The organism is Streptomyces sp. NPDC052682 (genome assembly GCF_040678435.1).
Classification (GTDB): domain Bacteria; phylum Actinomycetota; class Actinomycetes; order Streptomycetales; family Streptomycetaceae; genus Streptomyces.
Window position 1 is genome coordinate 318,348 of record NZ_JBFATS010000004.1, and the last position, 16,625, is coordinate 334,972.

Here is a 16,625-nt window from a genome sequence, read left to right on the forward strand (position 1 = left end):
CGCCCGGACGCCCGGACGCCCGGACGCCACCGGCCCCTCCTGCGGTGACCCGCATGCGCCTGAGACCCGTACGCACCGCCCTCCCCGCCGCCGCCCTCCCCGCCGCCGCCCTCACCCCCGGCCCGGCGGCGGTCCCGCGACGACAGCCAGAACGCGGGGGAATTGTTGCGGAGGGATGAAATCCGCTTCGGTCCGCGTTGGTGCCTTCCGGTAAGGCAGGCCGACAGGAGGGCACGGCGTGGAAGCGCAACGGGGTGGTGGGGCCGGACAGGGGGAGTCCGGCTGGGCACGACGGCTGTGGGGGTACGCCTGGCGCTATCCCAAGGACGTCGTCCTGGCGCTCGGCTCCTCCCTCGCCGGCATGGCCGTCATGGCCCTGGTCCCGCTGATCACCAAGGTGATCATCGACGACGTGGTCACGGACCACCGCCGCGGCATGGTCCCCTGGGCGGCCACCCTGGTCGGCGCCGCGCTCGCCGTCTACGCCCTCACCTACGTCCGCCGCTACTACGGCGGCCGGCTCGCCCTCGACGTCCAGCACGACCTGCGCACGGCGATGTTCGCGACCATCACCCGGCTCGACGGGCGGCGCCAGGACGAGCTGTCCACCGGGCAGGTCGTCGGCCGGGCCACCAGCGACCTCCAGCTGATCCAGGGCCTGCTGTTCATGCTCCCGATGACCATCGGGAACGTCCTGCTCTTCCTGATCTCCCTGGTCGTGATGGCCTGGCTGTCACTGCCGCTGACGCTGGTGGCGCTCGCCGTGGCCCCCGCCCTCGCCTACATCGCCCGGCGCAGCCGCACCCGGCTGCACCCCGCCACCTGGTACGCCCAGGCCCAGGCCGCCGCCGTCGCGGGCGTGGTCGACGGGGCCGTCAGCGGGGTCCGGGTGGTGAAGGGCTTCGGGCAGGAGGAGCAGGAGACCGGCAAGCTCAGGGAGGTCAGCCGCAGGCTCTTCGCCGGCCGGCTGCGCACCATCCGGCTCAACTCGCTCTACACCCCGGCCCTCCAGGCCGTCCCCGCCCTCGGCCAGGTCGCGATGCTGGCGCTGGGCGGCTGGCTCGCCGTGCGCGGGCACATCACGCTCGGTACGTTCGTCGCCTTCTCCACCTATCTCGCCCAGCTGGTCGGCCCGGTCCGGATGCTGGCCATGGTGCTCACGGTCGGCCAGCAGGCCCGGGCCGGCACCGAGCGGGTGCTGGAGCTGATCGACACCGAGCCGACGCTGCAGGACGGGCACAAGGACCTGCCCGCCGACGCCCCCGCCACCGTCGAGTTCGACGACGTGTCCTTCGGCTACGACCCCGGCCGGCCCGTCCTGGACGGGCTCTCCTTCGAGATCCGCCCGGGCGAGACCCTCGCCGTCGTCGGCTCCTCCGGCTCCGGCAAGTCCACCGTCTCCCTGCTCCTGCCGCGCTTCTACGACGTCACCCGCGGTGCCGTCCTGGTCGGCGGCCACGACGTGCGCGAGCTGACCTTGGAGTCCCTGCGGGCCGCGATCGGGCTGGTCCCCGAGGACTCGTTCCTGTTCTCCGACACCGTCCGCAACAACATCGCCTACGGGCGTCCCGACGCCACCCAGGAGCAGATCGAGGCCGCCGCCCGCACCGCGCAGGCCGACCGGTTCATCCGGGAGCTGCCCGACGGCTACGACACCAAGGTCGGCGAGCACGGCCTGACCCTCTCCGGCGGTCAGCGCCAGCGCATCGCGCTGGCCCGGGCGATCCTCAGCGACCCCCGTCTGCTCGTGCTGGACGACGCCACCTCCGCCGTGGACGCCCGGGTCGAGCACGAGATCCACGAGGCGCTCAAGGAGGTCATGCGGGGCCGCACCACCCTGCTGATCGCCCACCGCCGCTCCACCCTCAACCTCGCCGACCGCATCGCAGTCCTCGACGGCGGCCGGCTCGCCGACGTCGGCACCCACGAGGAACTCCAGCAGCGCTGCGCCCTGTACCGGCGGCTGCTGACCGACCCGGACGAGCTCGGCGCGGTCTCCCCGGGCCACGCCCCGCCGACCGAGCCGCAGCAGGACACCTCCGTACGGGAGGAGCTGGACGCCGAGTTCGACGCCGAGCGCGGCATCACGCCCAAGCTGTGGACCGGCGACCGCGAGCCGAAGGACACCGCCCTCGGCGGCAGCCCCGCCACCCCCGACCTCCTCGCCCAGGTGGAGGCGCTGCCCCCGGCCACCGACACCCCGGACGTCGACGAGGGCCGGGCCGTCCAGCCGGAGGAGTCCTACGGCCTGCGCAGACTGCTGGCGGGCTTCGGACTGCCGCTGCTCGTCAGCCTCGTACTGGTCGCCCTCGACGCGGGCATGGGCCTGCTGCTGCCGGTGATGATCCGCAACGGCATCGACGACGGCGTCACGCGGATGTCCCTCGGCGCGGTCTGGGCGGCCTCGCTGCTCGCCCTGCTGACCGTGGTGGTGCAGTGGGCGGCGCAGACCGGCGAGATCCGTATGACCGGCCGGACCGGTGAACGGGTGCTGTACGCGCTCCGCCTGAAGATCTTCGCCCAGCTCCAGCGGCTCGGCCTCGACTACTACGAGCGGGAGCTGACCGGCCGGATCATGACCCGGATGACGACCGACGTCGACGCGCTGTCGACGTTCCTCCAGACGGGCCTGGTCACGGCCTTCGTCTCGGTCGTCACCTTCTTCGGCATCATGGTCGCCCTGCTGGTCATCGACGTCCAGCTCGCCCTCGTCGTCTTCGCGACCCTGCCCCCGCTGGTCATCGCCACGTACTTCTTCCGCCGGGCGAGCGTGAAGGCGTACGAACTGGCCCGCGAGCGGGTGTCCGTGGTCAACGCCGACCTGCAGGAATCGGTGGCCGGGCTGCGGATCGTGCAGGCCTTCCGGCGGGAGCGGGACGGCGGACGGCGGTTCGCCGAGCGCAGCGACAGCTACCGGCGTGCCCGCATCCGGGGCCAGTGGCTGATCTCGCTGTACTTCCCGTTCGTGCAGTTCCTGTCGTCCGTCGCCGCCGTGGCGGTGCTGGCGGTGGGCGGCGCCCGGGTCGACGACGGCACCCTGACGGTCGGCGCGCTGGTCGCCTACCTGCTCTACAGCGACCTGTTCTTCGCGCCCGTGCAGCAGCTCTCCCAGGTCTTCGACGGCTACCAGCAGGCGACGGTCTCGCTGGGCCGCATCCAGGAACTGCTCCAGGAGCCGACCTCGACGAAGGCCGCCGACGAACCCCGGGAAGTGCTCTCCCTGCGCGGCGAGATCGCCTTCGAGGACGTCCACTTCGCCTACGGCGCCGACGAAGAGGCCCTCGGCGGGATCGACCTGCGGATCCCCGCCGGGCAGACCGTCGCCTTCGTCGGCGAGACCGGCGCCGGCAAGTCGACCCTGGTGAAGCTGGTGGCCCGGTTCTACGACCCGACCCAGGGGCGGGTGACCGTCGACGGCACGGACCTGCGCGACCTCGACCTCACCTCCTACCGGCACCGCCTCGGGGTCGTGCCGCAGGAGGCGTACCTGTTCCAGGGCACCGTCCGCGACGCCATCGCCTACGGCCGCCCGGACGCCACCGACGCCGAGGTGGAGGCCGCGGCCCGGGCGGTCGGCGCCCACGAGATGATCGCCCGGCTGGAGGGCGGCTACCTCCACGAGGTCGCCGAGCGCGGCCGGAACCTCTCCGCCGGGCAGCGCCAGCTGATCGCGCTGGCCCGGGCCGAACTGGTCGACCCCGACATCCTCCTCCTGGACGAGGCGACGGCCGCCCTTGACCTGGCCACCGAGGCCCAGGTCAACCAGGCCACCGACCGCCTGGCGGGCCGTCGCACCACCCTGGTCGTCGCCCACCGCCTGACCACCGCCGCCCGCGCGGACCGGGTCGTCGTCATGGACCACGGCCGGGTCGCCGAGGACGGCACGCACGAGGAGCTGCTGGCGCGCGGCGGGCGGTACGCCGAGCTGTGGCGGACCTTCGTCGGCGAACCGGTCGGCGCCCGCCTCGGCTGACGGCTCTCCGACCTGGATGCTGCGTCGGTGACGACCGCGCAACCATCCGACATACGTTCTGCGTCCGTACACCTGTACGCCGATGTGTGGGATCAGCGGTACGGGAGGGACGACAGTGGACACCGGAGCGATACGCCGCCGGCTGGCGGTCGGCATGGCCGTGCTGACCGCCGCCGGCCTGCTCGCGATCGCCGCGCCCGCCGAGGCGCAGGCCGCGGCGCACTGCCCCGGCCGCAAGGTCAGGACCCTGCCGTTCTCCACGGGCACGGTCCTGGTCTACAAGCGCAACGGCTACGTCTGTGCCGTCACGCTGCCCAAGAAGCCCGGCTCGAAGCGGAAGATGTCGGTCAGTGTGCAGGCCCGGGGCGGCTGGCCGGCCGTCGACGAGGGCCGGTTCCAGTACCGGGCCGGCCCGGTGGAGGTGCACGCCGGGCAGCGCTGCGTGTGGGTGAAGGGCCGGGTGGGCCGGGGCTCGGTGAGCTCCGGCTGGATCCTGTGCTGACGCCCCGCCGGCTGGGCCGCGTACAGGGTTATCCCCATGTCCCCTGGTGCGACAGGGAGTTGGTCCGCTAGCTTCCGGCGGACATCTGTCTCACAGGGGAGTGCGCATGCGCAAGGCGCTCAGATGGCTGCTGGCGCTCACGGTGCTCATAGGCACCTTGGGCACGGCCGGAGCGGCCACCGCCGCCGAGCCGGGGGCCACCGGCCAGGCCAGTACCACGGACATCAAGGACAGGCTGCTCGCCATCCCGGGCATGAGCCTGATCGAGGAGAAGCCGTACCCCGGCTACCGCTTCTTCGTCCTGAACTACACCCAGCCGGTCGACCACCGGCACCCGTCCAAGGGCACCTTCCAGCAGCGGATCACCGTGCTGCACAAGGACGTCTCCCGCCCGACGGTCTTCTTCACCAGCGGCTACAACGTCAACACCGCGCCGCGCCGCAGCGAGCCGACCCAGATCGTGGACGGCAACCAGGTCTCCCTGGAATACCGCTTCTTCACCCCGTCCCGGCCCGCCCCGGCCGACTGGTCCAAGCTGGACATCTGGCAGGCGGCCGGCGACCAGCACCGCGTCTTCACCGCGCTCAAGCAGATCTACACCAAGAAGTGGATCGCCACGGGCGGCTCCAAGGGCGGCATGACGGCCACCTACTACGAGCGTTTCCACCCGCGCGACATGGACGGCGTCGTCGCGTACGTCGCCCCCAACGACGTCGTCAACAAGGAGGACTCGGCCTACGACCGCTTCTTCGCCACCGTCGGCACCAAGGAGTGCCGCGACCGGCTGAACGCGGTGCAGCGCGAGGCGCTGGTGCGCCGTGAGCCGCTGGAGAAGCGCTACCAGGCGTACGCCGAGTCCGAGGGCCTCACCTTCGACACCATCGGCGGTCTGGACCGGGCGTACGAGGCGGTCGTGCTGGACTACGTGTGGGGCTTCTGGCAGTACAGCACCCTGGCGGACTGCGACCAGATCCCGGCCGACGCGAAGAAGGCCACCGACGAGGAGATCTGGACCTCGGTCGACACCATCTCCGGCTTCTCCGCCTACGCCGACCAGGGCCTGGAGACCTACACGCCGTACTACTACCAGGCGGGCACCCAGCTCGGCGCGCCGACCATCCGGTTCCCGCACATCGAGAAGAAGTACATCCGCTACGGCTACCAGCCGCCGCGCAACTTCGTGCCCCGCTCGATCCCCATGCGGTTCCAGCCCTGGGCGATGCGCGACGTCGACACCTGGGTGCGGCACCACGCCCGCCACATGCTCTTCGTCTACGGCCAGAACGACCCCTGGGGCGCGGAGCCGTTCCGCCTGGGCAAGGGCGCGAGGGACTCCTACGTCTTCACGGCGCCCGGCATGAACCACGGCGCGAACGTCGCGGGCCTGGTCCCCGACCAGAAGGCCCTCGCCACGGCCCGCATCCTGCAGTGGGCGGGCGTCGCCCCCGCCGAGGTCCGGGCGAACCCCGAGGCGGCCAAGCCGCTGGCCAGGTTCGACGCGAAGCTCGACAAGCGGGAGGTGCAGCGGGAGATGACGCTGCGTCCGTAACACCCCCTGCGCCCGGCCACCCTTCACACCGGCCGGGCGCAGCCCACCGGGGTGTCGCCGCCCAGGCGGACGTACAGGGCGGTCGACGCCGGGCACTGGGAGCGGCTGGACACCGCCTTGGCCACCTTGTACTGCGGTTTCCTCTTCCCGCTACCGTCGCACGCCGTCTCGCGGACCTGGTCCTCGCCCGAGCTGTAGACGCAGTCGCCGACGATGGTGCGGGGGCCGCCTCCGCCGCCCGGGTCGCCGGGGTGGGGCGGCTGGAGGTTGCGCATGCAGGCGTAACCCCGCGGTACCGCGCCGTCGCCGTCCTCGTCGGAGGCGGGGCGCTGTTGGCTGATGTGCAGGACGAAGTCCGTGGTCGCCGGGCAGCGCGGCCCGTCGTCCACCGTGCCGTCATGGCGGGCCACCACCCGGGCCGCCGCCCGCTCACCGGCGCACGGCACCTCGGTGAAGCTCGTCCGGCCGAAGGAACTGCACTCGTCGACCGCCAGGAACACCGCCCCGTACCCGGAGGGCCGCAGCGGCACCGGCGACACGGGGGACCGCCCGCCCGGCCGGCCGGCCTCCTCGCCGCCCGCCGACGGGCTCTGACAGCCGGTCAGCCACCCCGCCAGCAGCGCCGCGCACAGCACCGCCGCGGATCGTCTCGCACGCATCGCCATCCCCCCGAGCACCCCGCTCCAGCGTGGCCCGCCGGGGCGGGCCTCGCCAGGCATCTCAGGTGCTTTGCGCATGTCGGCGGCGGTGCGCCCGGTATGTGGCGTACGTCTAGTACGTCAGCCCGTACCCGATCGGGTACAGCACCTGCGCCGGATCGTCCGCCCGCGGCACGGCCACCGGCAGCTTCCCGCGCGGCGCGACCCGCCCGGCGAGGACGCGTGCCGCGGCCCGCAGCTCCACGTCGGTCCAGGAGTACGTCGCCAGGCAGGCGGGGACGGAGGGCAGCCGGGCCACGTCGTACGGATTGCGGACCGCCACCGCCACGACCGGCCGGCCGGTCGCCACCAGCTGCTCCACCAGGGTCTTCTGACTGCTGGTCGCCGACACGTTGTAGGTCAGGACCACCACCGCGTCCACCTCCCGTGCCGCCGCGACCGCCCGGGTGATGGCCGTCGCGGACGGGGCCGTACCGGTGGACAGGGCGCTCGCCGTGAAGCCGAGGCCGCTCAGCGCGCCCGCGAGCACGCCCGTCGGCGGGCCCGTCGTCCCGGACGGCGAGGCCGGGTCGGCGCCGACGACCAGCACCTTGGGGTGCCGCCGCCGGGACAGCGGCAGCAGACGGTTCTCGTTGACCAGCAGCGTGGTCGTCCGCTCGGCGATCCGGTCGGCCGCCGCCAGATGCGCCCGGGTGCCGACCGCGCGGTCGACCCCGGCGTGGCTGACGTACGGCTCGCGGAACAGCCCCAGCTTCGCCTTCAGCCGCAGAATCCGCAGGATCGATTCATCCAGCCGTGCCTCGGTGAGTTCGCCGTCGTGTACGGCCTTCAGGACGGCGTTCCAGGCCAGGTCCAGGTCGGGCGGGTTGAGCAGCTGGTCCACGCCCGCCTTCAGGGCGAGCACCGGCACCCGGTCGTCGCCGTACTTGGTGCGCACGCCCTCCATGCCGAGGGAGTCGGTGACCACGACCCCGTCGTAGCCGAGTTCGCCGCGCAGGATGCCGGTGAGGATCGGGCGGGAGAGGGTGGCCGGGTCGCCGGAGTCGTCGAGCGCCGGGACCATCAGGTGCGCGGTCATGATCGAGTCGATGCCGGCCGCGATCGCGGCCCGGAACGGCGGCGCGTCCAGCGCCTCCCACTGCGCGCGGCTGTGCGTGATGACCGGGAAACCGGTGTGGCTGTCGACCTCCGTGTCGCCGTGTCCGGGGAAGTGCTTGGCCGTCGCCGCGACCCCCGACCGCTGGTACCCGGCGACCTCGGCGGCCACCAGGGCGGCCACCGCCCGCGGGCCGGCGCCGAAGGACCGTACGCCGATGACCGGGTTGGCCGGGTTGACGTTGACGTCGGCCACGGGGGAGTAGTTCTGGCGGATGCCCATCGCGCGCAGCTCGTGCCCGGCGATCCGCCCGAGGGTCCGGGCGTCCGCCCGGGAGCGTCCGGCGCCGATCGCCATGGCGCCCGGGAACAGGGTGGCGGGCTCGCCCACGCGCGCGACGATGCCGTGCTCCTGGTCGGTGGAGATCAGCACGGGCAGGCCGCGCGGCAGGTCCAGGGAGGCCTTCTGGATGCCGTTGGACAGGTCCGCGATCTGGTGCGGGTCGCGGGTGTTGTGCGCCCAGGCGAAGTAGATGATGCCGCCGACCCGGTACTTCGCGACCAGCTCGGCGGCCGAACGGACCCCGATCTCCTTGCGGTTGGCGTCGATGTCGGCCTGGTCGGGGGCGGTCGCGGAGTGGCCGTAGACCCGCATGACGAAGAGCTGGCCGACCTTCTCCTCCAGGGTCATCCGGGAGATAAGGGCGCTCAGGTGCCGGTCGTCGCCGGCGGCGTACGAGGGGCCGCTGACCGTCAGCGCGGCGGTGAGACCCGCGGTGGCGGCGAGCACCGTACGTCTGGAGGGGACTGCGGTGTTTCCCGTGCTTCCCGTGCTGGTGTCGGGCACGTGCGCTCCTTCCGGAGGAGAACCGCTGAAGGAAACTTCCAGGAGGTCACCAATAACCGGGAAGTTTCTGCCGGTCAAGGGAATGCACAGTAACCAGGAAAGGGGCCGCCATCGGCGCAAGGAGAGGGGGGCGCGCCGATGACGGCGTGCTGCCGGCCGTGGTACGGCGGAGAGGGTGGTCAGCGATCGCAGCCAGCAGCGAGAGCCGACACCGCACCGACGGTGACTCATCCGGCAGCCTGCGCATGGGACGAGCGGAGCCCGCGCGGGGTTCCCGGCCCCGGCCCGCTTTCCCGAAGTCGGTGCCGGTGAGGCCGTTGAGGGCGGAGGGATGACCGTGCGCGCTGAAGTGAGGGACGAGTATCCGCCTCCATCGGCCATAAGGGTGGATATACGACGCGCAGGGACAACCGGGAGCGGTGTGAGGGAGTTGAACGTAAGCCGACTCTTTTTCGCTCTCCGAACGGAGAAGCCCCATGACCCGCGCCTTTGCACCGATCCCGGCAGCCCGGCCCGTGATCGGTGAAGCCGAGATCGCTGCGGCCGTACGCGTTCTGCGCAGTGGCCGTGTCGTCCAGGGGCCAGAAGTGGCCGCCTTCGAGGAGGAGTTCTCCGCATGGGTCGCCGGACGCGCCTGCGTAGCGGTCAACTCCGGCACCTCCGCCCTGCATCTGAGCCTTCTGGCCCTCGGTATCGGGCCGGGGGACGAGGTCGTGGTTCCCTCGTTCTCGTTCGCGGCGACCGCCAACGCCGTACGCCTGGCCGGTGCCGAACCCGTGTTCGCCGACATCACGCCTGGCACCTACTGCCTCGACCCGCTCGCCGTGTCAGCGGTGATCGGCCCGCGCACCGCGGCCCTCATGCCGGTGCACCTGTACGGACACCCCGCGCCCATGGACCGGCTGACGGACCTTGCCGCACGTCATGGACTCGCCGTCGTGGAGGACGCCTGCCAGGCGCACGGAGCCACCCTGCACGGACGCCCCGTGGGCAGCTTCGGCACGGCCGGGTGCTTCAGCTTCTACCCGACGAAGAACATGCACGCCCTCGAGGGAGGCATGATCACGACAGACGATCCGCGCCTTGCCCGCACGCTCCGGCTGCTGCGGAACCAGGGCATGGAGCAGCGGTACGCCAACGAGATCGTCGGGGCCAACCTGCGGATGACCGACGTCGCGGCGGCCGTCGGCCGTGAGCAGCTGAAGCAACTGCCGGCTTGGACGGAACAGCGGCGGGCCAACGCCAAGGTGCTCGACTCCCGTATCGAGGGGCTGTCTCTTCCCCGCGAGGCGGACGGCGCCCGGCACGTCTACCACCAGTACACGGTCCGCATCCCAGGCGGTCGCCGGGATGGCGTGCGGCGGGACCTGGCACGACAGGGCATCGACAGCGCGGTGTACTACCCGACGCCGATCCACCGGCTCAGGCCCTATCAGCGCCCGGGCAGGCCTTCCTTGCCCGAGACCGATCGGGCGGCTGCCGAGGTCCTGTCCCTCCCGGTTCACCCGAGCCTGGAGCCGGCCGAGCTGGTGCGGATCGCCGAGGCCGTGAGCGCTGCCGGCAGGGAACGGTGAGCCGGCGCCCCCTGCGGGCCGGGCTCATCGGTCTCGGAGCCATGGGACGCAACCATGCCCGCGTGCTGTCGTCGCTCGACGGTGTCGACCTGGTGGGCGTCCTGGACCCGGCGGGAGATCCCACGGGTGCCGCGCGGAACGCCCGCGTCGTCGCCACCCTCGCGGAACTGATCGCCCTCCGGCTCGACTACGCGGTGGTCGCCTGCCCCACGGCGTCGCACGAGGAGATCGGGATGGCCTTGGCCGACAACGGCGTGCCCGCTCTGATCGAGAAACCGCTCGCCCACTCCGTGCCCGCCGCACAACGACTGGTCGACGCCTTCGACAGGGCCGGCCTGGTCGCCGGAGTCGGACACATCGAGCGGTTCAACCCGGCCCTGCAGAGCCTGCGTGCGCGCCTGGAGTCGGGAGAACTGGGGGAGGTGTTCCAGGTGGTCACGCGCCGCCAGGGGCCCTTCCCGCACCGCATCGCCGACGTCGGTGTGGTCAAGGACCTGGCAACCCACGACATCGACCTCACCAGTTGGGTCACCGGCCACGACTACGCCTCGGTCTCGTCGCGCACGGTGTCCAAGAGCGGCCGTCCTCATGAGGACATGGTCTGCGTGGTAGGTGACCTCAGCGACGGCACCCTGGTCAGCCACCTCGTCAACTGGCTCAGCCCTCACAAGGAGCGCTTCACGGCGGTGACCGGCGAGCGCGGCTGCCTCGTCGCGGACACGCTCACCGCGGACCTGACCTTCCACGCCAACGGGGCGGTGACCACGGAGTGGGAGGCCCTGCGTGCCTTCCGCGGAGTCGCCGAGGGTGACATGGTCCGCTACGCCATCCCCAAGCGCGAGCCGCTCCTCGTCGAGCACGAACGGTTCCGTGATGCCGTGCAGGGCAAGGCGACGGAGATCGTCACTCTGGACCAGGGACTGAGGACGGTCGAGGTGGCGGAGGCGGTCCTCGACTCGGCACGGAGGAAGGCGTTCGTGGAACTGCGGACCCCCGGCTCCCCGACCCCGGCCCTGGCGATGGTCACCCAGCGGTCGTGACGCCCGTCCCCGCCGAGCGCAATGAAACCGCAAAGGCAGCGTGTTGCCCCAGGGAGGAAAGCAGCCGTGCAGATCTGTGTAGTGGCGCTCGGAAAGATCGGCCTGCCGCTCGCTGTCCAGTTCGCCGCACAAGGCCACCACGTGATCGGCGCCGATGTGGACGAACACGTCGTGCGTCTGGTCAATGAGGGCGTCGAGCCGTTCCCCGGCGAGGCCGGTCTCGGCGAGAAGCTGAAGAACGTGGTCGCGGAGGGCCGGCTGCTGGCCACCACCGACACCACGTCGGCGGTCACGCAGGCCCGGGCGGTGGTCATCGTTGTCCCGCTGTATGTCGGCACCGAGGGCAGCCCCGACTTCACCTGGATGGACGCGGCGACACGAGCCGTGGCGCGCGGGCTGCAGACCGGCACACTCGTGTCGTACGAGACGACCCTGCCCGTGGGCACCACGCGCGGCCGCTGGGCGCCCATGCTCGAGCAGGGCAGCGGACTGACCGCGGGCCGGGACTTCGCCCTCGTCTTCAGCCCCGAACGGGTCCTGACCGGCCGGGTGTTCGCCGACCTGCGCCGCTACCCCAAGCTCCTCGGCGGCATCGATGCGGCCTCGGCCCGCCGAGGCGTCGAGTTCTACGAGTCCGTCCTCGACTTCGACGTGCGCGACGAGCTGCCCCGCCCCAACGGTGTGTGGGACCTCGGCTCCGCGGAGGCCGCGGAGTTCGCGAAGCTGGCCGAGACCACCTACCGCGACGTGAACATCGGGCTGGCGAACCAGTTCGCACGGTTCGCGGACCGCATCGGCGTCGACGTGGACCTGGTCATCGACGCCTGCAACTCGCAGCCCTACAGCCACATCCATCGCCCGGGCATCGCCGTCGGCGGGCACTGCATTCCCGTCTATCCGCAGATGTACCTGTGGAACGACTCGGACGCGACGGTCGTACGAGCAGCCCGGGCGGCCAACGCCTCGATGCCCGAGTACGCGGTGCGCCGGCTTGCGGAGGTGTACGGCGACCTGACCGGCGCGGGTGTGCTGGTACTCGGTGCGGCCTACCGGGGCGGCGTCAAGGAGACGGCGTTCTCCGGGGTGTTCCCCGTCGTGGAGACGCTCCGGGCGCGGGGCGCCTCGCCGTATGTCTCCGACCCGCTGTACGGGGCTGACGAACTGCGCGCACTCGGCCTGCCGCCGTACACCGGCCAGGCCGTCACGGCCGCGGTCATCCAGGCCGATCACGGCGAGTACCGGGAACTGGGCTCCGACCAGTTCCCGGACGTGCGCGTCGTGGTCGACGGGCGGCGGATCACTGACCGGGATCGATGGGCCGGGGCCGAGGTCATCGTGCTCGGCGCGACGTCACCGACGGCTCAGCGGAAAGGCGCACCCGCGTGATCCTCCAGCGCCCGCACCACGCGCCCCGCCGCTGCGCCGTCGCCGTACGGCCTGTCGCGTGAGGCGCGGGGCGCGGGACGCAGGACGGTGTCGGACCATGCCGCGGAGCCCAGTTCACGCGGGTCCGGCACCAGTGTGTTCCAGCCGCCCTGGAGCGTTTCGGGCCACTCGGTCTCCGTACGGATCGTCGTGCAGACGCGGTCCAGCAGGAACGCCTCCTTCTGGAGTCCTCCCGAGTCGGTGATCACGCCGCACGAGCCGAGGATCGTGGCGATCAGCTCGGCGTACGGCAGGGGACGGCTGACGTGAAGGGAGCCGCGCGGCAGCGGGACACCGAACTCCTCCGTCCGTGCGAGCAGCCGGGGATGAGCGGCCAGGACGACCGGAACCGGCAGACCGGCCAGGGCGTCCACGAGGGCGGCGAGGCGATCGGGATCATCCGTGTTCTCGGCCCGGTGCAAGGTGGCGAGGAGATAGGGCTCCCGGGGGTCGAGGGAGGCCGGAAGCGCGGGGGTGCGGGCCTCACCGGTCAGTACCTCGTCCCGGACACGCAGACACACATCGACCATGACATCCCCGGTCAGGACCGCGCGCTCGGCCAGGCCCTCGGCTGCCAGGTGGCGTACCGACTCCTCGGTGGGTGCCAGCAGCAGATCGGCGGCGTGGTCGGTCAGGACGCGGTTGTGCTCCTCGGGCATGCGCCGGTTGAAGGAGCGCAGGCCCGCTTCCAGGTGGGCCACGGGCACGTGCTGTTTGGCAGCGGACAGGGCGCCGGCAAGAGTCGAGTTGGTATCTCCGTAGACCAGCACCCAGTCGGGGCGGGCGGCGGCGATCACGGGATCGAGGGCCGCCAGGATGGTGCCGGTCTGCACACCGTGGGTCCCGGAACCCACGCCCAGGTGCACATCGGGCTCGGGGATGCGCAGACCGGTGAAGAAGACGTCGGACAGATCGGCGTCGTAGTGCTGACCGGTGTGGACGATCATGTGGTCGTGCTCCGTGTCGCCGAACGCTGCGGCGACTGCGGCGAGCTTGACGAACTGGGGGCGCGCCCCCACGACGCTGATGACCTTCACGGGCACTGCTCCTCTCGGTGCCGACGGCACAGCTCCGTCAGGACGCCGTCCCGCTCCGTGTAGAGCGTTCCGCTGCGTGGACACGCCCAGACACCGGCCCGATCCGGCAGTGCGCGCAGACGCTCGCCGGCCCGACCCACCCATCCGATCCGCCGGGCAGGGGCACCGGCGACGAGGGCGAAATCGGGCACGTCCCGGGTGACCACGGCGCCGGCGGCGACCATCGCCCAGCGGCCGACGCTGACCGGAGCCACGCACACGGAGCGTGCGCCGAGTGACGCCCCCTCCGCGACCCGGACGCCGACCGCGTCCCAGTCACCCGCGCGCTTCGCACGCCCGTCCGCGTCGACGGCTCGAGGGTGGTGATCGTTCGTGAGGACGACCGCAGGCCCGACGAAGACGCCGTCCGCGAGCTCCGCCGGCTCATACACCAGTGCGTAGTTCTGCAGCTTGACCCGGCGGCCGATCCTCACCCCGGGCCCCACGTAGACACCCCGGCCCACGACGCAGTCGGAGCCCAGCACGGCTCCCTCGCGAATCTGGGCGAATTCCCACACGGTGGTGCCGGGGCCCAGCACGGCCGTGTCGTCGACCTGCGCACCGGGTGCGCACCGGACCCGCGCAGACGCCGCTCTCCCGCTTTCGTTCATGTGCTGAGCAACGAGCCCAGACGGCTCCGGGTACGTTCTGCGAGCCACGCTTGGCGTCCTGGTCCGCCAGTCCGGCGCTGACGTTAGGCCGTTGGGACCCAGTTCCCCGCCACATGACGCCGGGGAGTTTGCGACACGTCTGACTGACTGTCATTACTGATCTGATCCGGATGCTTCGTTCCGGTGCACCCTTCGATCCATGGGTAGGCGATGAAGGCAGGGAAGGACCCGACGCGCAGCCTGCAGGGCGTGGTGGGGAGTTTGCGGGCATACGCGGCCCTGCTGGTACGGCGCCGCCGGGCGGTCCTCTGGGTTGCCGGTGCCGTCGGTCTGTTGTCCGCCGCGTCGGCCGGCTTCCTGGTGTGGGAGGTGCGCGCGGTGCAGAGCAATCTCGCCGCGGCTCAGGCGGCGACCGACCGACTGCAGACGGAGTTGAGCCGTCATCACCGGCCCTCCACCGAAGTGCTGGGCTCCATCCGCAGACACACAGCGGCCGCCCGGAGCGCGGCCTCCGCACCCGTGTGGCGCGTGGCCGAGAACCTCCCGTTGGTGGGTCCGCCGCTGCGTTCTGCCCGAGGGCTGAGCGTCGCCGCCGACGAGATGGCCACCGGGGTGCTGCCGGAGGCGGTGCGGCTTCGGCAGATGCTCACGTCCGGTGAGCTCGTGCGCCACGGTCGTGTCGACCTCCATCGGCTTTCGGCTGCCACCGACCTGCTCGGACAGGTGCGCCGTCAGCTGACCGGAATCGAGAGGGGCCTGGACGGCCTGCCCGGTTCGACGGTGGTCGGTCGCCTCGACACGGCACGGCAGCGGCTGTCCGACCGGGTGACGCGCCTTTCCCACTCGGTCTCCGAGGCGGAGGCGACGGCGCGGCTGCTGAAACCTGTCCTGGGGGCCTCGGGGCCACGTTCCTACTTTCTCGCCTTCCAGAACAACGCCGAGGCCCGGGGCACAGGTGGCCTCGTAGGCACCTTCGGCCTGCTGACCGCCGACCGTGGCCGCATCACCCTGCATGGCTTCGCCTCGGACGACACGCTGCCGCGCACCACCACCCCCGTGGCGAACTTCGGGCCGGCGTTCGACCACCGGTACGGAGCCGCTGAAAGCGCCCAAGGGCTGGCCAATTCGAACCTGTCCGCTCATTTTCCCTATGCGGCGCAGATCTGGGTGGGCCTGTGGCAGCGGCACCGGGGGCAGCGTCTCGACGGGGCCATCGCGACCGATCCCGTGGGGCTCGCCCGAATCCTCAAAGCCACGGGGCCGGTACGGCTTCCGGACGGGAAGCAGCTGACGGCGGAGAACACCGTGGAGCTCACCGAAAGCACGCTCTACGCGTCGTACAGCAACAGCGAACGCAAGCGATTCCTGGTACAGGTCGCGCAGTCGGTCGCCGTTGCCCTGCTGCACCGCCAGGATTCGGTGGCCCTCCTGCAGGCCCTGCGGCAGAACGCCGACGACGGGCGCATTCGTGTCTGGAGTGCGGACGCGGCTACCCAGTCGGCGCTCGAAGAAAGCGGGCTGGCCGGCGATATCCCAGAAAAGGCAGGGCCGTTCGCCTATCTCGTGGTCAACAATTCCGCGGGCAACAAGATGGACTACTACCTGCGACGGTCGCTGACCTACGAGCTCGGTCCTTGCCAGGGCGGTACCCGTTCCAGCGTGGTGCGCATCAGGCTGACGAATGCCGCGCCCCCCGCGGGGCTGCCCGCCCTCGTCGCTCTCCGCTCCGACGATCCCCGGCACGCACACCCCCCGGGGTCCACAAGCGTCTGGCTTTCGTTGTACGCCAGTGCCGGTGCGCGGTTCACCGGTGGGACGCTGGACGGGCGGCGACTTCTGTTGTCGCCGGCCGAGGAGCGCGGTCACCCGGTATTCGGGGCGCAGGTGGAACTCCTGCCCGGCCGGACACGAGAAGTGGAGATTCGTCTGCTGGAACCGGTTTCGGACCTCCACCCCGTGGTGCCCGTGCAGCCGTTGGCACGACCCCAGACCACCGCGGTACGCATCCAGCCGTGCGCGAAATAATCGGACCGCCCTCACAGAAGGCGTGAACGAAAGAAAGACTCCGACCACCCGGAAGGATGCGGCGGCGTCCGTGGACATGCCGCCGGCAAAGTGCCGAAATAGATTTTTGGCAACTGACACGTCCTGCTGATCGGGGTTCACCTTGCGTGGGGAATGCGCGGGCAACGACAAGCTGACAGCGGTTTATCCTGCGGTGTCCCACACCGCCCAGGAAAGCCGCCACGGGCCGGCTGGCCGGTCCGGCGTTGC

Annotated in this window: 11 protein-coding genes; 7 read left to right on the plus strand and 4 right to left on the minus strand. The window is 71.4% G+C overall.

Going from position 1 to position 16,625, the window contains the following annotated elements; all coding sequences use genetic code 11:
• Positions 1-238: 238 nt before the first annotated feature.
• The 3 genes from AB0K80_RS08375 to AB0K80_RS08385 all read left to right on the plus strand — a co-directional run bounded on the left by AB0K80_RS08375 (position 239) and on the right by AB0K80_RS08385 (position 6,024).
• Complete coding sequence (locus AB0K80_RS08375; protein ID WP_365667147.1) at positions 239-3,973, plus strand: ABC transporter ATP-binding protein; 3,735 nt, start codon at positions 239-241, stop codon at positions 3,971-3,973.
• Between the two features lie 115 nt (positions 3,974-4,088).
• On the plus strand, positions 4,089-4,475 hold the full coding sequence (locus tag AB0K80_RS08380; protein WP_365667149.1) for a hypothetical protein: 387 nt from the start codon (positions 4,089-4,091) through the stop codon (positions 4,473-4,475).
• Positions 4,476-4,581: 106 nt separating this feature from the next.
• Positions 4,582-6,024, plus strand: coding sequence for a S28 family serine protease (locus AB0K80_RS08385; protein ID WP_365667151.1), 1,443 nt, complete (start codon positions 4,582-4,584; stop codon positions 6,022-6,024).
• 23 nt (positions 6,025-6,047) lie between these two features.
• Here AB0K80_RS08385 and AB0K80_RS08390 read toward each other — a convergent pair whose 3' ends face one another.
• Positions 6,048-6,683, minus strand: coding sequence for a hypothetical protein (locus AB0K80_RS08390; RefSeq protein ID WP_365667153.1), 636 nt, complete (start codon positions 6,681-6,683; stop codon positions 6,048-6,050).
• A 112-nt stretch (positions 6,684-6,795) separates the two neighbouring features.
• Positions 6,796-8,625 (minus strand): glycoside hydrolase family 3 protein, encoded by a 1,830-nt coding sequence (locus AB0K80_RS08395; protein ID WP_365667155.1) that lies wholly within the window; start codon positions 8,623-8,625, stop codon positions 6,796-6,798.
• Between the two features lie 476 nt (positions 8,626-9,101).
• On the opposite strand from AB0K80_RS08395, the gene AB0K80_RS08400 reads away from it, so the two are divergent.
• The 3 genes from AB0K80_RS08400 (at position 9,102) to AB0K80_RS08410 (ending at position 12,625) form a co-directional block, all read left to right on the plus strand.
• Positions 9,102-10,199 carry a DegT/DnrJ/EryC1/StrS family aminotransferase gene (locus AB0K80_RS08400; RefSeq protein ID WP_365667157.1) on the plus strand — a complete coding sequence of 366 codons (1,098 nt, stop codon included), beginning with the start codon at positions 9,102-9,104 and terminating at the stop codon, positions 10,197-10,199.
• Positions 10,196-11,239, plus strand: a complete 1,044-nt coding sequence (locus AB0K80_RS08405) for a Gfo/Idh/MocA family oxidoreductase (RefSeq protein ID WP_365667159.1) — start codon at positions 10,196-10,198, stop codon at positions 11,237-11,239. The genes AB0K80_RS08400 and AB0K80_RS08405 overlap by 4 nt, the downstream gene beginning before the upstream one ends.
• A gap of 66 nt (positions 11,240-11,305) precedes the next feature.
• The gene (locus tag AB0K80_RS08410) at positions 11,306-12,625 is read left to right on the plus strand and encodes a nucleotide sugar dehydrogenase (protein WP_365667161.1); all 1,320 of its coding nucleotides are present in this window, start codon (positions 11,306-11,308) and stop codon (positions 12,623-12,625) included.
• Here the strand turns inward: AB0K80_RS08410 and wecB are convergent.
• Together wecB and AB0K80_RS08420 are read right to left on the minus strand one after the other, a co-directional pair.
• Complete coding sequence (gene wecB, locus AB0K80_RS08415) at positions 12,601-13,701, minus strand: UDP-N-acetylglucosamine 2-epimerase (non-hydrolyzing) (RefSeq protein WP_365667163.1); 1,101 nt, start codon at positions 13,699-13,701, stop codon at positions 12,601-12,603. The genes AB0K80_RS08410 and wecB overlap by 25 nt on opposite strands.
• On the minus strand, positions 13,698-14,351 hold the full coding sequence (locus AB0K80_RS08420; RefSeq protein ID WP_365667165.1) for an acyltransferase: 654 nt from the start codon (positions 14,349-14,351) through the stop codon (positions 13,698-13,700). The genes wecB and AB0K80_RS08420 overlap by 4 nt, the downstream gene beginning before the upstream one ends.
• A gap of 210 nt (positions 14,352-14,561) precedes the next feature.
• Here AB0K80_RS08420 and AB0K80_RS08425 point away from each other — a divergent pair, with 210 nt between their 5' ends.
• A complete protein-coding gene (locus tag AB0K80_RS08425) occupies positions 14,562-16,376 on the plus strand; it encodes a DUF4012 domain-containing protein (protein ID WP_365667166.1) in 1,815 nt (604 codons plus the stop codon).
• Positions 16,377-16,625 lie beyond the last annotated feature (249 nt).